General features: G+C 61.6%; 24 protein-coding genes and 4 pseudogenes. 9 read left to right on the top strand and 19 right to left on the bottom strand.

Going from position 1 to position 20,492, the window contains the following annotated elements:
• Positions 1-98: 98 nt before the first annotated feature.
• Positions 99-1,400, bottom strand: coding sequence for a dicarboxylate/amino acid:cation symporter (locus B0G71_RS22800; RefSeq protein WP_116144357.1), 1,302 nt, complete (start codon positions 1,398-1,400; stop codon positions 99-101).
• A 170-nt stretch (positions 1,401-1,570) separates the two neighbouring features.
• A complete protein-coding gene (locus tag B0G71_RS22795) occupies positions 1,571-2,434 on the bottom strand; it encodes an amidohydrolase (protein WP_116144355.1) in 864 nt (287 codons plus the stop codon).
• Positions 2,435-2,567: 133 nt separating this feature from the next.
• Here B0G71_RS22795 and B0G71_RS22790 point away from each other — a divergent pair, with 133 nt between their 5' ends.
• Together B0G71_RS22790 and B0G71_RS22785 are read left to right on the top strand one after the other, a co-directional pair.
• On the top strand, positions 2,568-3,491 hold the full coding sequence (locus tag B0G71_RS22790; RefSeq protein WP_116144353.1) for a LysR family transcriptional regulator: 924 nt from the start codon (positions 2,568-2,570) through the stop codon (positions 3,489-3,491).
• An 83-nt stretch (positions 3,492-3,574) separates the two neighbouring features.
• On the top strand, positions 3,575-4,153 hold the full coding sequence (locus B0G71_RS22785) for a LysR family transcriptional regulator (protein WP_309546266.1): 579 nt from the start codon (positions 3,575-3,577) through the stop codon (positions 4,151-4,153).
• Between the two features lie 92 nt (positions 4,154-4,245).
• On the opposite strand, the gene B0G71_RS22780 is transcribed toward B0G71_RS22785, so the two are convergent.
• From B0G71_RS22780 to B0G71_RS22750, 6 genes and pseudogenes are all read right to left on the bottom strand, one after another.
• Positions 4,246-5,286, bottom strand: coding sequence for a zinc-dependent alcohol dehydrogenase family protein (locus B0G71_RS22780; protein ID WP_116144351.1), 1,041 nt, complete (start codon positions 5,284-5,286; stop codon positions 4,246-4,248).
• A gap of 181 nt (positions 5,287-5,467) precedes the next feature.
• Positions 5,468-5,926, bottom strand: a complete 459-nt coding sequence (locus B0G71_RS22775) for a universal stress protein (protein ID WP_116148781.1) — start codon at positions 5,924-5,926, stop codon at positions 5,468-5,470.
• Between the two features lie 64 nt (positions 5,927-5,990).
• The gene (locus B0G71_RS22770) at positions 5,991-6,326 is read right to left on the bottom strand and encodes a hypothetical protein (RefSeq protein WP_309546265.1); all 336 of its coding nucleotides are present in this window, start codon (positions 6,324-6,326) and stop codon (positions 5,991-5,993) included.
• A 179-nt stretch (positions 6,327-6,505) separates the two neighbouring features.
• Positions 6,506-6,667, bottom strand: a pseudogene (locus B0G71_RS22765) (F0F1 ATP synthase subunit gamma); the annotation flags it as partial.
• A 284-nt stretch (positions 6,668-6,951) separates the two neighbouring features.
• Positions 6,952-7,362 carry a hypothetical protein gene (locus B0G71_RS22755; protein ID WP_241974934.1) on the bottom strand — a complete coding sequence of 137 codons (411 nt, stop codon included), beginning with the start codon at positions 7,360-7,362 and terminating at the stop codon, positions 6,952-6,954.
• Between the two features lie 47 nt (positions 7,363-7,409).
• A complete protein-coding gene (locus B0G71_RS22750) occupies positions 7,410-7,922 on the bottom strand; it encodes a flavodoxin (protein ID WP_116144345.1) in 513 nt (170 codons plus the stop codon).
• Between the two features lie 304 nt (positions 7,923-8,226).
• Between B0G71_RS22750 and B0G71_RS22745 the strand changes: the two genes are divergently transcribed.
• The 6 genes and pseudogenes from B0G71_RS22745 (at position 8,227) to B0G71_RS22720 (ending at position 12,198) form a co-directional block, all read left to right on the top strand.
• Positions 8,227-8,463, top strand: a complete 237-nt coding sequence (locus B0G71_RS22745) for a hypothetical protein (RefSeq protein ID WP_116144343.1) — start codon at positions 8,227-8,229, stop codon at positions 8,461-8,463.
• 37 nt (positions 8,464-8,500) lie between these two features.
• A complete protein-coding gene (locus tag B0G71_RS22740) occupies positions 8,501-9,961 on the top strand; it encodes an MBL fold metallo-hydrolase RNA specificity domain-containing protein (protein ID WP_116144341.1) in 1,461 nt (486 codons plus the stop codon).
• 83 nt (positions 9,962-10,044) lie between these two features.
• Positions 10,045-10,554: pseudogene (locus B0G71_RS22735) on the top strand (phosphate acyltransferase); the annotation flags it as partial.
• Between the two features lie 111 nt (positions 10,555-10,665).
• Complete coding sequence (locus B0G71_RS22730; RefSeq protein WP_116144339.1) at positions 10,666-10,851, top strand: hypothetical protein; 186 nt, start codon at positions 10,666-10,668, stop codon at positions 10,849-10,851.
• A 13-nt stretch (positions 10,852-10,864) separates the two neighbouring features.
• Entirely contained in the window at positions 10,865-11,371 is a 507-nt protein-coding gene (locus B0G71_RS22725; RefSeq protein ID WP_116144337.1) for a universal stress protein, read from the top strand.
• Positions 11,368-12,198: a universal stress protein gene (locus B0G71_RS22720; RefSeq protein WP_116144335.1), complete on the top strand. Its 831-nt coding sequence runs from the start codon at positions 11,368-11,370 to the stop codon at positions 12,196-12,198. The genes B0G71_RS22725 and B0G71_RS22720 overlap by 4 nt, the downstream gene beginning before the upstream one ends.
• A gap of 116 nt (positions 12,199-12,314) precedes the next feature.
• Here the strand turns inward: B0G71_RS22720 and B0G71_RS22715 are convergent, their stop codons facing one another.
• The gene (locus B0G71_RS22715) at positions 12,315-12,791 is read right to left on the bottom strand and encodes a universal stress protein (protein WP_116144333.1); all 477 of its coding nucleotides are present in this window, start codon (positions 12,789-12,791) and stop codon (positions 12,315-12,317) included.
• A gap of 388 nt (positions 12,792-13,179) precedes the next feature.
• On the opposite strand from B0G71_RS22715, the gene B0G71_RS22710 reads away from it, so the two are divergent.
• Positions 13,180-14,211, top strand: coding sequence for an Acg family FMN-binding oxidoreductase (locus tag B0G71_RS22710; RefSeq protein WP_116144331.1), 1,032 nt, complete (start codon positions 13,180-13,182; stop codon positions 14,209-14,211).
• Positions 14,212-14,502: 291 nt separating this feature from the next.
• On the opposite strand, the pseudogene B0G71_RS22705 reads toward B0G71_RS22710, so the two are convergent.
• The 10 genes and pseudogenes from B0G71_RS22705 to B0G71_RS22665 form a co-directional block, all read right to left on the bottom strand.
• Positions 14,503-14,899 (bottom strand): annotated as a pseudogene (locus tag B0G71_RS22705) (ABC transporter permease); the annotation flags it as partial.
• Between the two features lie 37 nt (positions 14,900-14,936).
• Positions 14,937-15,626 (bottom strand): CBS domain-containing protein, encoded by a 690-nt coding sequence (locus B0G71_RS22700; RefSeq protein WP_116144329.1) that lies wholly within the window; start codon positions 15,624-15,626, stop codon positions 14,937-14,939.
• 766 nt (positions 15,627-16,392) lie between these two features.
• Positions 16,393-17,139: an acetoacetyl-CoA reductase gene (gene phbB / locus B0G71_RS22690; protein ID WP_116144327.1), complete on the bottom strand. Its 747-nt coding sequence runs from the start codon at positions 17,137-17,139 to the stop codon at positions 16,393-16,395.
• Entirely contained in the window at positions 17,129-17,263 is a 135-nt protein-coding gene (locus B0G71_RS42035) for a hypothetical protein (protein WP_258875641.1), read from the bottom strand. Before B0G71_RS42035 ends, phbB begins: the two co-directional genes overlap by 11 nt.
• A 375-nt stretch (positions 17,264-17,638) precedes the next feature.
• Positions 17,639-17,923: a histidine kinase gene (locus tag B0G71_RS22685; RefSeq protein WP_404935478.1), complete on the bottom strand. Its 285-nt coding sequence runs from the start codon at positions 17,921-17,923 to the stop codon at positions 17,639-17,641.
• Between the two features lie 36 nt (positions 17,924-17,959).
• Positions 17,960-18,022 (bottom strand): annotated as a pseudogene (locus B0G71_RS42695) (hypothetical protein); the annotation flags it as partial.
• 43 nt (positions 18,023-18,065) lie between these two features.
• Complete coding sequence (locus B0G71_RS22680; protein ID WP_116144325.1) at positions 18,066-18,641, bottom strand: cytochrome b; 576 nt, start codon at positions 18,639-18,641, stop codon at positions 18,066-18,068.
• Positions 18,642-18,989: 348 nt separating this feature from the next.
• Entirely contained in the window at positions 18,990-19,256 is a 267-nt protein-coding gene (locus B0G71_RS22675; protein WP_116144323.1) for a UDP-glucose 4-epimerase, read from the bottom strand.
• Between the two features lie 54 nt (positions 19,257-19,310).
• A complete protein-coding gene (locus tag B0G71_RS22670; protein ID WP_116144321.1) occupies positions 19,311-19,961 on the bottom strand; it encodes a BON domain-containing protein in 651 nt (216 codons plus the stop codon).
• Positions 19,962-20,037: 76 nt separating this feature from the next.
• A complete protein-coding gene (locus B0G71_RS22665; protein WP_116144319.1) occupies positions 20,038-20,466 on the bottom strand; it encodes an Hsp20/alpha crystallin family protein in 429 nt (142 codons plus the stop codon).
• Positions 20,467-20,492: the final 26 nt, after the last annotated feature.

Genomic DNA, 20,492 nt, shown 5'->3' with positions numbered 1-20,492 from the left:
GTTGTTGTTTTATGCGCGAACGTTTCCCGCTGCCTGCGCCGCTGGCACAGGCAGACAGACACGGACATACAGGAGGGTTTTTCTCGCCAGCTAGCCGATCATTCGATATGACGGCGGGACATTTCCGCGTTCAGTTTCGAACGATCAAGCTCATGCTCCCAGGCGGACACGACCAACGTGGCGACGCCGTTGCCGATGGTGTTGGCGATCGCCAGCCCCGTTCCCATGAAGCGGTGGATGCCGAGGATCAGCACCATTCCTGACACTGGAATGATTGGGAACACCATCAATGTCGACGTCAGCATCACAAAGGCCGCGCCAGCCACGCCGCTTGCACCTTTTGACGTCAGCATCGCCACGCCCACGAGCGTCAGTTGCTGCGTCAGGGTAAGTTCGATGTTGAAGGCCTGCGCGATGAACAGCACGGCCATCGTCAGATAGATGTTGGTGCCGTCCAGATTGAATGAATAGCCGGCCGGAATCACCAGACCCACCACCGATTTGGAGCAGCCAAGCCGTTCGAGCTTTTCGAGCATGCGCGGCAGCGCGGCTTCCGACGAACTCGTCCCGAGCACGATCAGGATTTCCTCGCGGATATAGCTCAGGAAGCGCAGGATGCTGAAGCCGAGTAACCGGGAAATGATGCCGAGCACCACCAGCACGAAGAAGGCAAGCGTCAGGTAGAACGTCCCGATCAGCTTGACCAGTGGCAGTACGGCGCCGATCCCGTAGGTGCCGATCGTGAACGCGATCGATCCAAACGCGCCGATCGCCGCGACCTTCATGATGATGTGAACGATGCCGAAGAACGTATGTGCAAAGCGGTCGATCATGCGAACCAGCGGCAGGCCATATTCTCCGGTAGCCGCAAGCGCCGCCCCGAACAGCACCGAGATCAGCAGAATCTGCAGCACGTTACCGGTCGAGAATGCACTGACTACGGTGTCGGGAATGATGTGCATCAGAAAGTCGACCGTGTTCTGTTCATGCGCGGCGGTCGTGAATCCGGCGAGCGCTTTCGTGTCGATGGTCGCTGGATTCAGATTGAAGCCTTTGCCGGGATGGAACAGATGTCCGGCCACGAGCCCAATGACGAGCGACACCGTCGATACGATTTCGAAATACAGCAACGCCTTGCCGCCGACACGCCCGACCTTCCTGATGTCGCCCATGCCGGCGATGCCGGTGACGACGGTGCAGAAAATGATCGGGCCAATCACCATCTTGGCCAGCTTGATGAACGCGTCGCCGAGCGGTTTCATCTGCACGGCGAGCGACGGCGCGAAATGACCGAGCAGCACGCCAAGCAGGATCGCGATCAAAACGTGGAAATACAGCGTGCGATAGAAGGGTTTCTTCGCGCTGGGCGCGGGGGACGTCATGACAGCACTATTGTTCATGACGCTGCTTCCTGATCGGCCGAGGGGGCCGCATTATCCGCGTGGCGATGCATACCGGTCATCGTTGTCTCCTGATTCGAATAGTGAACGAAAAGCCGGTCGATTCCGGATTTCCGCCTGACTGCCATTCTCGGTGTGGCAGTTCAAAAGTTTGTTAGCCGAACGAGCCGCTAGAACCGGTAAAGCCGCGCCGGGTTAGTCACGAGCAGTTGTTCGCGCAGCGCCTCGTCCGGACAGAAGCGGAACAGCAGATCAACCAGTTCGCCGTCGTTCGGCATGTCCTTGCTGATGTTTGGATGCGGCCAGTCGGTACCCCATAGCACGCGGTCGGGCGCGGCTTCGATCAGGGTGCGCGCGAACGGAATCGCATCGTCGAACGGACGGCGGCCCGCGGACACGCGCTCGGCCCCGCACACCTTGACCCAGGCGAGCGGATTGCGCATCAGTTCCAGAAGCTGGCGGAAAGGCTGCTGATCGACCCCGGCTTCCGCGCGTACGCGGCCCATGTGGTCGATCACGAACGGTACCTTGATACGCGCGATCCGCTCGGCGTATTGGAGAATGTCCTGTGCATCGAGATGCAGCACGACGTGCCAGCCAAGCCGCTCGATACGTTCGAGCACGCGGTCGAAAACGTCGAGGTCGGGCGCACCGCCCAGATGCGCGACGAAATTGAAGCGCACGCCACGCACGCCGCGCGCGTCGAGGTCGGCCAATTGTTCGTCGGTGACGTCGCCGTCGACAATCGCGACGCCGCGATAGCGTCCGTTGCCGCGCGCAATCGCATCCAGCATCGCAGTGTTGTCCGTGCCGTGGCAACTTGCCTGCACGATCACGCCGCGGCTCGCGCCGAGAAAATCGTGCAGCGCAACAAGGCGCTCGAAAGGGGCATCGGGTGGCGTGTAGCTACGGTCCGGCGCGTAAGGAAACTGAGCGGCAGGGCCGAATACGTGGCAATGCGCGTCACACGCGCCGGCAGGAAGTTGCTGAGAGGGTCGAACGGGGTGGGGATCCGGAGGCAGGCAGGATTTCATGGCGCGTCGTCTCGATGTCATTGCCGCAGGGGGCGGCTTGCTATGGGTTGAATGCATTGTGGCCGTGACGATGGATGGATACAATCGCCATATTCAACTAGCTGATATGTGAATTTCACATGAATTGCCGAAAATGGACCTGAAGCAGCTCGAGGCATTCGTTCACGTCGCTGAACTCGGCAGCTTTACACGTGCCGCGATCACGCTGGACTCGAATCAGCCCGCTCTGAGCCGGCTGGTGCGGCATCTGGAAGTGGAATTGCGGCATACGCTGCTCGAGCGCACCGGCCGCGGCGTGACGTTGACGCCGGCGGGCCAGCGGATGCTCGCGCATGCCAAAGGTATCCTGCAGCAGGTGCAGCGCGCCTCACAGGATCTGGACGAGTTGCATGGCGCGCCCGGCGGTCATTTCGGCATCGGCATTACTCCCAGCTTCGCGAGAGTCGCCACACATGAACTCGTCCGTAGCTTTCGTTCCTCCTTTCCCGGGGCGACTATCTCGGTGGCTCAAGGCTTGTCCACCTATCTGATCGAATGGCTGATGATGGGCCGCATCGACGTCGCGGTCCTGTACGACACATTCGACACGCCGTTGATCGACAAGCGAACCATCTTTACTGAGGAACTGTTTCTGATCGGCCCGGACAGCGGCGATACACTCGCAGAGGCAGTACGCGAGCCCACCACAACGATCACGCTGCGGGAAATCGTGCGCTACCCGCTCATCATCCCCGGCCGCATGCACGCGATCAGACGGATGGTCGAGGCGGCTGCCGCGGAACAAGGCGTAAGATTGCGGATCGAACTGGAGGTCGATGCAGTGACCTCGATTCTCGATCTGGTCAGCGAGGGTATCGGCTACGCAGTGCTATCGCTCAATGCGACTACGAGCGATGCACTCAAGCGGCGCTTCAAGGTGATCCGCATTACCGAGCCGACGCTCTTCAGCCGTCTCGCGATTGCAACCAGTAGCAAGCACACGCTGTCGCAACTTGCCATTCAGGCGATCGCGATGCTCGAATCGAAAATATTGCCACTCTATGGCACCGCTGCGTGACCCTGCGCTTACTTCGCATGTCCGCTCTCTTGGCCAACTCCACATCCGTGACCGCCGAACTGCTCAATCTCGCCTAACTGTGTGTGCTTACCATCGTTGTCGAACACGGCAGTGCAAGCCGGGCGGCGGCGCTGCTCTTTCGCGCGCAATCAGCCGTGACGGGCTCCGCGCGGGAGCTCGAGAAAACGCTCGGCGAACGGCTTCTGGGACGTCGGCCATCGGGGATGGCTGCCCAGCTTTGCTGGACGTGCCGTCGACAAACGCAGCCGGCGCATTTCCGCGGTATTGCATGCCCTCGCGTAATGGTGCGCGACGCGCCAGGTGCGCGCACGAGCCTTCACTCCTGGCTCAATTCCCTCCTACTTGCTGAACACGCGCACCTGCAGTTGTTCGTGGCGCTCGTGCGCCATCAGCATATGCCAAGCGCGGCGCAGGCGCTCGGCGCCAGCCAGCCGGCCGTCAGCAGCACAGTGCGGATTCTTGAGAATGGCGCGGATATCGCGCTGTTTCATCGCACGGCGCGCGAGGCGTACAACTCACCCGTGAGGGCGAAGTTTATGCACTGCACGTGCGGCGCGCCCTCAACGCGCTGCGCCATATACCGGACGATATCGCTGCCGTGCGCGGCAGTATCCGCGGTAATGCTGCGGTCGACGCGTTAGCGTTCAGCCGCACCTTGATCCTGTCAGATTGCTCATCGTGCCACGCCTTGAATCAGCCATGCACGTCATGAATACCAGGTTTCATAAAATGCCTAAGACACCTCGATAATCACTTTGAGCGCATGCGTTTCGGCCGCTCGGCCAAAAGTGTCATAGGCGTTGGCAACATCCTCCAGCTGGAAGTGGTGGGTAATGAGTTGCGCGGGATCGATGCGCTTCGCGCGGACAGTCTTGAGCAACATCGGCGTGCTGACGGTGTCGACCAGACGCGTCGTGATCGAGATGTTGCGGTCCCACAGTTTTTCCAGGTGCAGATCGGCCTTCACGCCATGCACGCCGACATTCGCAATCACGCCGCCGGGCGCGATGAGCGCTTCACACAATTCGAACGTCGCGGGTACCCCTACGGCCTCGATCGCGCAATCGACACCCGTCTGGTCCGTCAGTTGCATCACGGTGGCCACCGGATCGGCACTGCCGATGTCGACGCAGGCCGTGGCGCCGAAGCGGCTCGCAACCTCGAGACGATTGCGGTCACGGTCGATCATCACGATCTGCGCCGGGGAATAGAACTGCGCGGTCAGGAGCGCGGCGAGGCCGATCGGGCCAGCGCCGACAATCGCCACTGTGCAACCCGGCTGCACCTTGCCGTTCAGCACGCCGCATTCAAAGCCGGTGGGAAGAATGTCCGAGAGCATGACGAGCGCTTCTTCGTCGGCGCCGGCCGGGATCGGGTACAGACTGGTCTCGGCGTGCGGAATGCGCACGTACTCGGCCTGCGTCCCGTCGATCTTGTGACCCAGAATCCAGCCGCCTGTCGTACAGTGCGAATAGATCCCGCGCCGACAGTAGTCGCATTTGCCGCACGAAGAAATGCACGAGATCAGCACTCTATCGCCAGGCTTGAACGCGGAAACGGCCGCGCCGACCTCCTGGACGATGCCAACCCCCTCATGTCCGAGAATGCGGCCAGGCGCGCAAGTCGGCACGTCTCCTTTCAGGATGTGCAGATCGGTGCCGCAAATCGTGGTGCGCGTCATCTTGACGATCGCATCGCCGGGTGCGGCGAGCTTGGGAATCGGCCGCTCATCGAGCGATTTCTTGCCGGGACCGTGATACACGAGCGCTTTCATGTCATGCCTCCGTTGAACGAAACAGAACTGCTGTACGACTGACTGTAGGCCGGCCGACATAGTCTCGCTTGACATGTATCAAGCGGAAGTCAGCGTCCGCAGCACACCTGGAAAAATGTCCCGTCAGTGCGTACGGATCGCGCCAGCGCTCACGCTGATGGGACCCTGCCCTGCTTCCCGCTCAGGCGTCGACCGCAGGCCCCCGAACAAGCAGCACGGGGCACGGCGAATGGCGCACGAAACGCTCGGCGACGCTGCCCAGCACCATGCGCCGCATCCCACGCCGGCCGTGCGTGCCCATCACGACGAGATCCACGCCGTGCGCGTCGACATAGCGAGCGATACAACTGGCGATGTCCTCGGCGATGCCCAGCGTCTCGATAATTTCGGAATGCCCGGGCAGGTTGAGCTCGCTCATCCTCGCTACAGCGTCGTCAAGCAGGCTTCGCCCGACCTGGCGCGCGGCGTCGGTCAGCAGATGCGGGTCGCAGGCGCCTGCGTACGTAAATGCGCCAGACTGGTCGATAACGTAGACGGCGGTCAGTTTGGCGTGCGCCAGTTTGGCCATGCGGATCGCCTCGTTGAGCGCACGGTTGGACGCTTCGCTGCCGTCCACGGCTACCAGAATGTTTTCGTACATGGTCTCCTCCTCAGTGTGCATGGCGAAAGACAAGGCGGGCGGCCCGCCTTCGGTATCGAGCGGCTCAGGGCCGCGTACGAGCCGGAGTGCCATTGAGCTTCTGTTCGGCGAAATCGAATGCGGCCTTGATCGCCGCGTTGGCGCTGGCGTCGAGGCAATGTCTGACCGGGACCAGTTCGCCATCGCGCATGATCAGGTCGAGCCGGGCGTCGAACAGCGGTGTGGGCGCTTCACCGACATGGGCACCGTTCCGGCAGCCGTCCGGTGTCACGCGGACGGCTTCGACCGCCAGGTGGCAGCCCGCAATGGACTTGCCGAAACGTTGCAGACGAATCAATTGCGACGCCGCCTCGGCTTCGATTTGCGACGTTCCCACGAAGCCGAGATAGACGATTTGCATGCCAACTCCCATTTGCCTTCTCCCTGGCGTAACACCTTGTCGCGCAACTCGCTGTGAAATCGTCTGCCGCGGCCGCATTGCTGCCATCACGATATGAAAACTCCGCCCGGACGTTTAGATCATCGGCGCGAACGGCCTGAGCTAATTGACTTGCGTCAAGATATCAACTACGCGTCCGCTCAAACGGCAGTCTCGGCACTCGCCGCCAATTCGACGATGTCAGCCGTGATTTTGTCCTGACGGACCTGCCGGTGCCGTTGCGTCAGTTCGTCGAGCGTGTCCTTCACATTGGCGCGCGCAGCCATCATTGCGCGCACGCGGGCTTCGTTTTCCGCGGCGAATCGTCCGATAGGATCAGGAGTGCGTCGTCGATTGGAGGAAGCGGACCGTCCGCAAACCTGACGTCGACGACCGCGCCTCGCACGGCGACGACCCAGCCCTCGTTTCCGGCCGGCTGTCCTGCTTTTGGATCTGCTGCTGGATGACTCGACATAGGGATCCCGTGGCAGCTTGAACAGTCGAAAAGTAACGCCGCTATCGGCCCGGAAAAATGACCTTTATCAAACGTATCGCACATGATGACTCGCGGTCCGCAGTCAGGAGGCTGGGCCGTCTTTGCCCATCGTCACGACGCGCCAATGAATGCGCGGAAATTCATTTCCACCGCACGGATCTGCTCGGCGCAACTTTTGTACAGCCAGCCGGGGCTGCCATCTGCGCGATACATACCCCGGCACATACCCTTGAGGCTGATCGTCGAGGCTCCTGTTTCATCGGTCGTCCGCGCCGCCCACACATAGACCGCGCCAAACATGTGCGGCTCGGCTGTTTCGATCACCGCTTCGTCGGCGTGGCGGATCGGCGTCACTGAACGCTGTGCAACGTACGTCCTGGTCAGGGCCCAAAGACGATCGCAATCTGCGCGCGTGGAACATTCCACCGACGCATGGGCGCGCGCTTCGCCGAGCTGAATTTCCGTATCGCGGAGCGCGGCAAGGCGAGCATCGGTGGTGCACGCCGCGAAACCGGCGATCATTACGGCAAGGACCAATCTATTTCCCACGTCCGCTCATCCCCGGCGAATCAGCATGCCCATTCGAGATTCCGCGATCTGGCGATGTGGCGCTTGAGGTCACTGCCAAACACGGCAAGGGCGGGGTGTACACCGTGAAGTGCCTCGTTCGCAGTGACCTTGCATTCGGCGACGGCTGGCTTGCCCACAATCTGCTGCATTTCACGCAGCGCTTTGTCGGCGCCCCGCCCGCCGAAGCTGCAAAAGAACGCCACCTGCGGCAACCGCGCTCGATTCTCCATGAGGTATGAACGCACCGGGGCCGACACCGACCCCGCCCACACCGGCGAGCCGATGACCACCAGGTCGTAAGCCGAGACATCCAGCCCTGCCGGCACGATCTCCACTTGCCGCCTACGGATAGCATCGAGGAGAGAGCGCAGATAGCCACCGGGCCCTTCGCGATTGCTGCAGTCGCAGATCTCCTCCAGATCGGCGCCCAGCATCTTCGCCAACCCCGACGCGAGCGAGCGCGTGGTGCCGGTGCGCGAGTAATAGACGACAAGAACTTTTGCTTCGGACATTTCGATCTCCCTACCACGCGCCGCCATGCATTCACCTGCGGGATTCGCAGTGCATGCCCCGAGCATAGGTGCGGTTTGGGGAATTCTCATGATCCACATCAAGCGTCCACCCTGCCCATCATCACTGCGCCGTTGCCTGTAGGAAATTCCTGACATCAACGTAGGCCGCCCTACGCAAAGCTCAGCGTCAACTGATTTCTATCCGCCTTGCCCTGACCAATACTCAATTTCGAGACAGCAGCAATCAATCGCGCTCGCGATGCCGCCAATGAGCGCGCCGAGGTGGACATTCAAGGAGACGGCCATGTCGAACAATGCTTCTTGCGCCGGCGCCACGGCGCCGGCCGCGCAACTGCAGCGCAACTGCAACGCCGCGAGCGAACTCGAGATCCTCGCGCTGGCCCGTGAGGCCGGAATGCTGATCACACTGGACGGGCAAATCGGCCGCGAGAAATATCAAAGCGTCGTGGGCTCGCTACACGCCTTCAAACGTTTCGCAGAGGCGCTGAGCAACAACTTTGCCCAACGCGCGGCGGCGTGACAAACGTGCAGTCCATCCGTCAGAAGAGGTGAGGAAAATGAAGCTGACTTTTTTGGGCGCGGCGGAAACCGTCACTGGCTCGAGGTATCTGCTGGAGGGTGCGGGTTTACGCGTGCTGATCGACTGTGGACTCTTTCAGGGCACAAAGAATCTGCGTCTGCGTAACTGGGAAGCCTTTCCGGTTCCCGTGGAGACGCTGGACGCCGTGATCCTCACGCATGCCCACCTGGATCATAGCGGCTACCTGCCAATTCTCGCGCGGCTGGGTTATCGCGGAGCGGTCTATTGCACGCGCGGCACGCGTGACCTCTGCGAGGTGATGTTGCGCGACAGCGCCAGGCTCCAGGAAGAAGAAGCTAGCTTCGCCAACCGGCACGGATTCTCGAAGCATCGCCCGGCACTGCCGCTTTATACCCTCGAAGACGCGGAAAACGCGCTTCGCCTGCTGGTGCCACGCGAATTCGACTTACCGAAGCAACTGAACGACCACGCGTGCTTCCGGCTGCTGCCGGCCGGGCACATTCTGGGCGCCGCAAGCGTCGTGCTGTGCATGGAAGGCAAGGTGATCGCCTTCTCCGGCGACGTTGGCCGGCCGAACGATCCAATCATGCGTCCGCCCATGCCGCTCGCACACGCTGACTATCTCGTGTTGGAGTCGACGTACGGAGATCGTGTGCACGCAGCCGCCGACCCCGCGACGCAACTGGCGGAAGTCTTCGAACGCACCTTCGCGCAAGACGGTGTGGTGGTGATCCCAAGTTTCGCGGTTGGCCGCGCGCAAACCATTCTTCATTACATCGCGCAGTTGAAGGCGAGCGGGCGGATGGCCAACGTGCCGGTCTATCTCGACAGTCCGATGGCATCCAGCGTCACACAGCTTTACCGGCATCACGTGGGCGAACACCGCCTGAGCATGACCGAAGCCAATGCGATCGGCCACGCGGCTGAGATGGTGCGCACCGTCGACGAATCCAAAGCCGTGTCCGCGCGGCGCGGCCCAATGGTGGTGATCGCCGGCAGCGGCATGGCGACGGGCGGACGAGTCGTGCATCACCTGAAGACGTTCGCGCCCGATAGCCGCAACACCATCGCGCTGGTCGGCTATCAGGCGGCCGGCACGCGTGGGGCGGCGCTTGCCGGTCACGTGCCTGCCATCAAGATCCACGGCGACTATGTGCCGGTGCGCGCCTCGGTCGTTTCGCTTTCATCGCTGTCCGCCCACGCCGACTATCGGGAATTGACGGATTGGCTTCGTTCCATCGCCGTCGCGCCAAAGCGCGTGTTCCTGACGCACGGCGAACCGGCTTCGGCCGATGCGCTACGGCGCCATCTCGATGAATCGCTGCACTGGCGCTGCGAGGTACCCATCCACCTCGAAGCCGTCGAGCTCCCTGGCTCGAATGCAGTGACAGGCATTCATCCGTGCGCGGCCACCGCCATGTCCAACGTCGAAGCGGCTGATCCCGATCAACTGGCCAGGCCGCCCGAAGTGTCCTGATCAACGCGTCATGAAGAATCTAGCGGATTCATTTGCGAGCCCCGTCGGCACCCCGGCCAGCCACCCGCATTGCGGCAGGGGATAAGCGCGACATCTGCCAGAACGCGATCGACCTGCTGCATGTCCTCGGCGTTGAGTTGCCGCGGGTCGCGGTGCTTGCCGCCGTGGAAACCGTGAACGCCAACATGCCGACCACGCTCGACGCAGCCGCCCTCACCGTCATGGCAGCACGCGGCCAGATCACCGGTGCTCTGGTCGATGGCCCCCTGGCTTTCGACAATGCCATCAGTTTCGCGGCAGCGAAAACCAGACAGATCAATTCGCCCGTCGCAGGTCAGGCGGATATCCTGCTGGTTGCGGGTCTGGATGCGGGCAACATGCTCGCAAAGCAACTGGTGCACTTCGCAGGCGCCGATGCAGCGGGCCTTGTGCTCGGCGCCCGCTTGCCGATCATTGTGACCAGCCGCGCGAACAGCGCTCATGCTCGCCTCGCTTCCGCGGCGCTCGCCAAGCTGGCGGCTGAACGCGCTTCGCGCTCATCAGGCTGGCTTGCGTCGGCCGTCGCCTCGTGCTCTAACACGCCGTTGATCTGAATCAACGCCGCCGACTACGCGGCTCCTAGACTCAGATCACGCGTCCATACGCCGCTCACCCACTTCCGGAACATTGCGATAACCGACAAGACAATCGTCGTTCATCTGGATATGAGTCAGCGAGCGCATCCCTGGCGTGAACTCGCCCTGCGGCTCGCCAGGCAGTTCGACGCCGATCTGAGCAACGTGTTTGCCGTGTTCGCGCCCGCTTCGCGTTCGTTCTATGTAATGGCCGGAACCACCGAATACTACGCGTCGCACGAACAACTGCGCGCGGAACTCCGCAGCGCGCCATGAAGGAGAGTTCGCCATGTACCAACGGATTCTGGTTGCCCTCGACGGCAGTGACACCTCGGAGCGTGCGCTCGACTCGGCATTGCAACTGGCGCACGACGCCAACGCGCAATTGCAGCCGCTTTTCGTGGTGAATGTCCCGCTGATGGCCTATGACGTGCCCGCCTACGACCCATCTTATATTCGCAATGCGATCGCGGAAGAAGGCACCCATGTGATCGACGGCGCCGTCGCGCGTATGCGCAAGGCCGGCGTACAGGGCACGCCGCGTCTCATGGAAGCCGACCCGGTCGCTGACGACGTTGCACGTTGCATACAGCGAGCGGCCAGCGACTTCAGGGCCGACCTGGTGGTGATGGGGACGCACGGCCGGCGCGGTTTCCAGCGACTGATGCTCGGCAGCGTCGCCGAGCACTTTCTACGCGTCGCCGAGTGCGCGGTGCTGATGATCTCCGCGCATTGCGCGCTACCGGCGACAGGCGTCCCGCGAGTTGCGAACGAGGCCGTCAAGGAACTATCATGACCTGCAAAACTCTCCTTGTCCATGTGGACGACAGCACCCACAGCGCCGCGCGCACCGAATTCGCGCTCGAATTGGCCCGCCGGTACGATGCACATCTGATCGGCCTTTACGTAGTGTGTCAGGAACTGACGCGGCCGATCTTTCTTCACGGCGAAGGTGTATGGATCGCTACGCAGGAAGCGCAACGCGACACAAATCTCAAAAGCGCACAGGCACACTTTCTCGCGGCGGCCGGGCGGGCCGGCCTGAGTAGCGTGGAATGGCGTGCGCCGGCCGGCCCAGCGGCTGACTCGGCGGTCCTGCACGCACGCCATGCGGATCTGCTGATTCTGGGCGAGCGCGATCCAGAAGACCCTTCATCTTACATAGCCCGGCATTTTGTCGAGGATGTGGTGATGAGTTCAGGCCGGCCCGCCATCGTGCTGCCTTATGCAGGCGCCGTTCATACGTTCGCGGAAAACGTGCTGGTTGCCTGGGACGGCAGCCGCGAGAGCGCGCGTGCCCTCGCTGACGCGCTGCCGGTTATCAGACATGCGAAGTTTGTCACCGTGGTGACCGTGCAAACGAGCCCGGCCAGCGGCGAACCTGCCGGCATCGACGTCGCCGCATGGCTGGAACGGCACAACATCCAGGCCGGATTTGCAACGGCACCCCGGGTGGCCGGCGTCTCCGCGGGCGCACTGCTGCTGAACATGCTGACCGACCGGCATATCGATCTGGTTGTGATGGGCGCGTACGGTCATACGCGGGTTCAGGAACGGCTGCTCGGCGGTGTGACACAAACCATGCTTCAGTCGATGACCGTGCCTGTGCTGATGTCGCATTGAACCGACGCCTCAGGACTTGTGGGAATCCCGGAAATTACGTGGAAAGAGCCCTCGCGTAGTTTTAAAGCGCCTGCTTGCCGGGCGTTTCTTTTTTTCGGCATCTCCGCCCGGTTTCTTCAAAGGCTCGACGGGATTTCGTCGATGTCATGCGCGCGCCGAACCACGAGAACCGGCACACTGGCGCGCCGCAGGAGCGCCTCGGCCACGCTGCCCAGCAACAGGCGCCCGATCCCATGCCGTCCATGTGTGCCCACCACCAGCAGATCGGCCTCGCACTCGTCGGCGACACGGCAAAGCACGCTGGCAATATCCTCGCCGTAGGCGTCGATGATGCGTGTCAAACCACGCACCTTGCGCTGCTGGAGCAACGCTCGGGCGTCTTCCAGCGTGGCCATGGCGGCCTCGGCAGATGCTGTCGTGCGAGCCTGCTCGTCAAGGAGTCCGGTGCTCATATCGACCATTTGCGCGACATGTTCGGCCACGAACACGGCAGTCACAGTCGCCTGCGCCGCTTCAGCGATTTTCAAGGCTTCTTCGAGCGCGCGTTGAGCGGCTTGACTACCGTCGATTGCAACGAGAATCCGTTTGTACATGGCTTTCTCCCAGAACTCGCCTCGCTGCGCACGGCCGCGACCAACAGGCGATCAGAGCTTCAGTCTGCAGTCGCGACCCAGAATTCGCTTGATGAAGATCAAGCGCCCCCTTCCTGTCCCAGCGCCTGTCGGATCACAAATTGAACGTGTCCGCCGCATCGCAGCAGGACAAACGCTCATCGACATTGCCCGCGAGTTGTCTGTCCAAGACGGTAAGCACTTATAAGACGCGCGTCCTCATCAATGTTGCTCGTAGGAAACCCCCTACACGTGTTCGTGTCCGCCTACCTGAAGTTCGTTCACCGCCGATTTTATTCTGAGATAGTGCGCCCGATACTTCAATCCATGACCTCCCGCAGTACTCCGGACACGCGTGAAGGAGACCTGAATGACCGCGATTCCCCAGCCGACGGCATGGTCCGTCGACGCACGGCAGTTCGATGAGCATGCCGGCGTTGAAGAAAAATTGCGCTTTGCGCTTCACTATGCGGTGCTGGCGCCGTCCACCCACAATACGCAGCCCTGGCATTTCATCGTCGACGGCGGCTGCGTGACACTCTGTGCCGACCGCACGCGAGCGTTGCCGGTCGTCGATCCGTTCGATCGCGAACTGATCATCAGCTGTGGCGCGGCACTGTTCAATCTGCGCGTCGCATTAAGCTACTTCCGGCTGGCTTACGCCATCACGCCGTTTCCCGCGCCGGCCGACGTGGACGTGCTGGCGCATCTGCGCATTTTGCGCGAGGGCCGTTGCGACACTAGCCTCGTCCCGCTCTTCGACGCGATCCCGCAGCGCGTCACAACTCGCGAGATCTTCGTCGACGAACCCGTGCCTTCCGAATTCCAACGACGGGTCGTGGAGGCTGGCGCGGCTGAAGGCTGTGACGTTGTCTGCATCGAAAGCGGCGCCAGCCGCGAAGATGTCGCCGCGCTGATCGGGGAAGCCGATCGGGCGCAGTTCAAGGATCCGCGCTTTCGCCGCGAGCTCGCCAGCTGGGTGCATCCGCGGCGCAGTCAAGACGGCATGCCCGCGCTGTCCGCCGGCATGCGCGCTTTGCTCGATCTCGCGGTGCCGCTCGTCAGCTCGGTGATTCGCACGTTCGACGTGGGTGGCGGCATGGCCGCGGCGCATCACGCGCTGGCCGTCGGCTCGCCGTTACTCCTATGCATTGCCACCGGAACCGACGACGCTTCCGCGTGGTTCGCAGCCGGCCAGGCGCTCGAGCGGGTGCTATTGACTGCTGCCGGAGCCGGCATGACGGCGTCCTATCTGAATCAGCCGATCGAATTGACGCCGCTGCGCGAGCGACTGCGCACCACCCTGAATCTGGACGGCATGCCGCAACTGCTGATACGCGTCGGCCGCGGCGGACAGGCGCCCCATTCGCCGCGGCGTCCGCTCGCCGACGTATTGTCGTAGCGGGAAGACCCGCAGACCGCCGATCGTCGCTTGCATCACTCGCGCGACCGTAACTCAATACCGCGTACCATGACCGGCCACTCGCACGCGCAGTGTATCGATCGCGATGATGTGCAACCGTCACATGGCATCTTCGCCGGCGAGGACAACCCCTGAGGCGAAACGGTCACCGCAACACAGTGCGAGTGTCCCACTCATGACCTCTCCGCATGGCATGCGTCGCCCCTCATGAGCCGCTTCACCGGACGGCAGCGCGCGGTGAGCTATATCCCGACAACCCGCTACACCACGTCCTATCAGACCCGCGCCTCTTACCGGCAGGTGGTGGTCGTTCAGTTCGAAATCGGTGCCGAGCGTGGGGTTCTTCAGTTTGACGAACTCGGCATCGTCAATCGCAATGAAACCGTTCTCGGCGTAAATGTCTTCGATCTTGCCCTGCTTCATGATCGGCCAGCCAAACAGGCTCGCGTCGTTCCAGCCCGATCACGCTCACCGCCTGATAAGTGCCGTCGCGCAGCTTGACCAGCGCCGAGCCGGAGTACAGCGGCACGGCATATTTCACGCCGTCAGTGCTGCGCACGGCATCGAGCATGTAAGCCGGCATACCGATGCTGCTCGCAATGGTCTGCACTGCCGGGTCCATCACCCACACCTTCCCGCCGATGTTGATAGCTGAGCCATCACACCTCCAAAGTTGGATGCCGAACCGTTTCGGCCGCCGTCCGCTAGATGCCCGGCATGACCGGATAAGGCTCGGTGTGATCCTCCACGCGCTTGACACCGGGTATGGTTTGCGCCGCCACACGAACCGCCTCGACGGCTTCCAACGAATGGAAGATGCCCCACAGATGCACGACTCCGTCTGTGACGACGATATTGCGTCCGGCGAAGCTCCACTTGCGACCCGCGAGTTCGCCCATCAACATCGCGCGGATCTCGCCGTCGGAGAGCGTCACATCCGATGCCGGTTCATCCGGTACGCTCGCCAGCGCTTGGACTAGATTGGCCCGGCTCACGATTCCCACGAGCCGCCCAGCACTCGTCACAGGCACACGCTTAATGCGCCGCGTTTCGAGGATGCCGGCGACTTCACCGAGTTGCGTTTCGGGCTGAACGGTCACCACGTCGGTGGTCATCACATCGCGAACTTTCACCGCATGGGTTTTGATGTAATCCCGAGCCTCCTGGCTCGCGGACCAGAAATCGAGCCACGAGGTTCGCGTGCGCTCGTCGGTGCCGATTTCGGTACGGCGCAGCAGATCGCCTTCGCTGATCATGCCGGCGACATGGCCGTCGGCATCCACAACCGGCGCGCCGCTAATGCCGTTGTCGACAAAAATTCTAGCGACCTCTCGCACGGTCATCTCGGGTGTAACGGATATAACGTTGCTGGTCATGACATCGGATGCGCGCATGGTAAGCCTCCTGAACAGTTGGGATGATTTAATTCGTGGGACGCCCATCTCGGCCGTCGGTACCGGAAGCGCCAAGCCCCCGTCGTCATTTGAGATTAGGTCTGCACGACGCCATGTCGTTTGACATGGATCATCTCGAAGGGTCCGGGTATGTTCCGGGTGGCTTGCACCTTGAAAGCGCGGCTGAGCGGAGCAATTAAAGGGACGCCGCGCCGCGCGCGGCCTTTTCGCCAGATCAGTTGATCTGCAGGCGCTTGCGTCCGGATGGCGCCTTCTTCGGCAGCGTCAGGGAGAGCCGGGCGTTCACTGATCTTCGCTCATCGCATCACGCACGCTGTATCAACGACTTTAGGCTCGGTTATGAGGCGCCGATTGACATGTATCAAGCGGCCCCGCATGGCAGGGCGGCAGGTCAGAAAGCACGCCTTTGGTCAAGGGACCATGGCGGTCCGCGTTTGTCCTGAGCCCAGAATCGATTTTCATGCGCGTGCGGCCGCTTCTTGTGCGAAATCGGAATCGGACGCTGACCCGCTCGTGCTGATCCGGCAACTGGCGAACGAGAAACCCCTTCCTGCCGAAGAATTGGAGCGAACGGCGAGCCTCGATACCGAAGTGCCAATCGCAAGTTTTGACCGCCTCGATTACTGGCCAAAGCTGTCGCGACGGCTTTGTGAAACACCGGTAGCCGGCGCGCCGCGGAATGCTTCAGGCGCTACAAAGCCGCTGACTCGGCAGAATTTGTGTGCCAGTCGCCAGAGCGTTGTTTTTATCGCATATGCATGCCGCCGTTGATCGGGAAATCCGCGCCGGTGATAAAGCCGGCGTCATCGGAACAGAGGAAGGCCACGAGGGCAGCGATCTCGCCCGGCCGACCGAGGCGCCCCACCGGGATCTGCGGCAGGATCTTCGATTCCATCACATCCTTTGGGACGGCCGCGGTCATCGCCGTGGCAAGGTAGCCAGGCGACACCGTGTTCACGGTCACGCCGTGTCTGGCCACTTCGAGCGCGAGCGACATCGTGAAGCCGTGGATGCCCGCCTTGGCCGCGGCATAATTGGTTTGCCCGAACGCGCCGCGCGAGCCGTTCACCGAGCTGATATTGACAATCCGCCCGAACTCCTGTTCGAGCATCCCACCGATCAGTGGCTTGGTCATGTTGAACATGGAATCGAGATCGGTGTGCAACACCTTGTCCCAATCCTCCTTGTTCATCTTCACAAAAGTCGAATCGCGGGTGACGCCCGCGTTATTCACCAGAATGTCGACCGTGCCGAATTCAGCGAGTACCCGCTCCGCGCAATGCGCGCACGAATCGAAGCTGGACACGTCGGCCTCATACGCGACGAAATGGCGGCCGGCTTCGCGTTCTTGCATAAGCCAGGTGGCAACATGATCGTTGCGCTCGGAATGCGACATGGCGACCACCATGCCGGCATCGTGGAGACGTCGGCTGATCGCGGCGCCCAAACCGCCCATGCCGCCAGTAATAAAGGCAACGCGTTTAGCCGACATGCGGTTCCCCTTGCTTTGCATCGCAGGCTTGCTGCCGGGTTTCGTGACTGAACCTCAGCATTTGCAGCGCGAACGAAGGACTCGCGCGATAGAGATCGAACGGTGTGACGAATCGGTCTGCCATGATGGATCTCCTGACTTGATGAAGCCGTCCGCATGCGTGCAGCGCGAAGTTGCGGCGAACATGGGCGCGGCAACAGTGCGTTCAATGTAGACGCGGCTGTCAGGCGCCGGTTGACCTGAATCAACCGCGAATCGGCTTGCCACGAACGTGTGCGCTTTGCGCCGTCGTCAGGCCGTTTCGCGATGCGTTCATTGGGGCGAAACGTGCTGACAACAGTTGGCAGAAGCGGCGTATCAGACCAAGAGATGGGCAAGCAACGTGTGCGTTACGGCTTGCGCGCCACCGACGGGATTTCCCCTCCAGGCGTCGATCTCGCAGACTCGTGATGGCGACAACCGGCTTTACACCGTCATCTGTGCGACATCACGGAGCGCGTTAAAGCAGAGCGGGGGCAATGCGCCGCATCGATGTGGCCATCGCGTCGAGTTGGCTGGCCATCTCGTGGACTAAACCCAGATGCGCGCGACGCGTTGCGGAAACGAACTGCGCCAGTTCCGTTTTGTGGAGCGCGAGCGTCATCTTGAGCGCAGTGATCTGCTGTCCCAGATCGTCGTGCAGTTCGCGTGCAATGCGCTTCTGCTTCTTCTCGCGTGCCTGTCGCACGAGCGCCGACGCGCCACTCGCGCGCTCAAGGTCTTCCAGCCGACGCCTCTCTGTCATATCACGGGTGATCTTCGCAAATCCCAGCAGGTCGCCACTTTCATCGTAAACCGCCGTGATTACAACGTTCGCCCATAACCGGCTTCCGCCTTTGCGCACGCGCCAACCTTCGTCTTCGACGCGCCCCGCGACGCGGCTTGTTTCACTGGTTTCGCGCCGGATGGCGCGGCGGCCCTCCTTGGGGCAGCATCCGTTGCAACACGTGGTCTTTCAGAACGAAGCGATGGAATAGTGCAGCGGCCACATGCAGAACAATGAGTGCAAAGAGCACCCATGCGAAGATGCCGTGCACATCACCCATCTCGTGGCCGAAAGCCGAGCCCGGCTCGCTCAGCGCCGGATATTGCACGAGGCCCAGCAAGCGGATCGTCCAGCCGCGCGAAGATGCGTTGATCCAGCCGAGCAGCGGCACAACCAGCAAGGCCGCATAGAGCAGAAAATGCGTGATGCGCGAGACTATGTTGAGCAACGGCGGCAACTCTTCCGGGCTTGGCCAATGGGTCAATCGCCAGAGAACCCTGACCACCATAACAGCGATGAGTGCCGAGCCGACGCCGAGATGCCAGGCTATCAGGCCGACGGGCTGCGTGCCTTTATGGATATCGGGCATCGTCCAGCCAATCACAAACTGCATCGCGATCAGGACGGCCGTTAGCCAGTGCAGCGTCCGCGCCACTGCATCATATGCAGGAAGCCGCATTTCATAGACCTTATCCATCCGTGCTCCTCGATTCGACCAGAAATTGATTGGATTGACGGCGCGCACGGCCAGAACACACAAATCGACCGCCGGAAAATACACCGCCCAAAAGAAGCGATGCTAACGACCTAACCTTAAGGAAACCTGATACCGGTACAGCCGTCTCGTGGGTTCGACGCCGGCTTCACCTTCGGCCGAGGCGCCGGTCCGCGGCCATTTCAGCTGGGTGCGTTCCCGGTGGCTTGCACCTTGAAAGCGCGGCTGAGCGGAGGAATTAAAAGGACGCCGTGAGAATGGATGTTCGCGCGGTCGAACGCGAAAAGGCGGACGCATGCGGCGATGGACCAAGGGCGCGCGCGGCTGACCTCACTCCGGCTCGGCGGGACAGTCGCGCGGCTGAACCGACAGGGTATGCGACATCTTGAGCTGAACCCAATCCATACCTTCGCGCAAACCGGCCAGAACGGCTTCGCGCTCCGTCGGAAAAATACTGCTGTGCGTGAACCGATGTTTGAAAATTCCCTCTGGCGTGCGATGACTAAGCTGGATCGTACAGTCGAAGCCGCCCGCCGTGCAATGCGTCATTGCAGCGACCGACCAATCGCCATCGCTCACGTTACCTGAAATCGTCATGGGTCGCTCCTTTGATACGTCGTCGAAATGAAACGACTGCGGCAGGCGAACGTGTCATCCCACTGTCAGGTTGTCGACGACCGCGTGCACACCAGGCGCCGACCACGCCGCGCCGCGCACGGCCGAGCGCTCCGCCGTCGAGTCGACCTTGCCCGTGAGCGTAACCGTTCCCTCGTGCACCTTCACGTCGATATGCTTCGCCTCGCGTTCCGCATGGCGTTGCAGCGCTTTGCCGATCTGTTCGCCGATATCTTGCGCCGCCGCATTGCCGCCTATCTGGATGAGGCTCGAGACCCCTGTTACGCCACGCATCTGTGAAATCGTGCGCGTGGCAACGTGACTCTGGTAGGCACAGTCGACCTCGCCGCGCAACGTCACCCAGCCTTTCTCGACCTGCACCTTAACCGCCTCTTCGCTCAAGCCCACGGTCCAGTGCAGGATGGTGCGAACCGCATTGGCAATTTCTTCGTCCGTCCGCACGTCCGTGTGCAGCAGCCGGATATCCATCTCCACGACGACTGCCTTTACACCCGCCACCCGTTGCGCGGCCTTTTCCGCCGCGAGCTTCTCGGCATAGCTCGCGGGATGGCCCGACAGCGTGACGACGCGATCATGCACTTCGACACCAATGTCCGTGACGTTCACCGCCGGATCCCAAGCCAGCTCGTCTTCGACCTGCCGTTTCAATTCCATGTCCGACTTCATTGCGTGCTCCTCAGTGGCATATAGGTATGCGGCGTCGCGCGGTGCATGAGGCTGTCATGCCTCCCGCGACGCAAGATCAGTTGATCTGCAGGCGCTTGCGTTCGGATGGCGCCTTCTTCGGCAGCGTCAGAGAGAGCACCCCGTCCTTGTATTCGGCAGTGGCAGAACTCTCATCGACTTCGCTGGCCAATGAAAACGCACGGCTGACGGTGCCCGAATACCGCTCCCGGCGAATCACCCGTTCGCCGTCTTTCATTTCCTGATTCCGTTCGACTTTCGCGCTGATGGCAACGAGGTTGCCGTCGATTTTCACGTCGATATCCTTTTTCTCGACGCCCGGCAGCTCTGCTTTTACGGTGTAACCGCTATCGCTCTCGGTCACGTCGACCTTGATGTCGGCAAGGGACTGTTCGCCGCCCGTGCCGCGCAACGGCCGGAACAGCCCCTGGAAGAGTTCCGACATCGGCTCAAGCGTAAACGGATCAAATCGGGTTAAGTTGCTCATCGTCATGCTCCTGACTTGGTGAATCA

It is taken from the genome of Paraburkholderia sp. BL27I4N3 (genome assembly GCF_003386115.1).
GTDB lineage: Bacteria > Pseudomonadota > Gammaproteobacteria > Burkholderiales > Burkholderiaceae > Paraburkholderia.
Note: the sequence above shows the minus strand (reverse complement) of the source record. Positions and strands in the feature narration are given on the sequence as shown.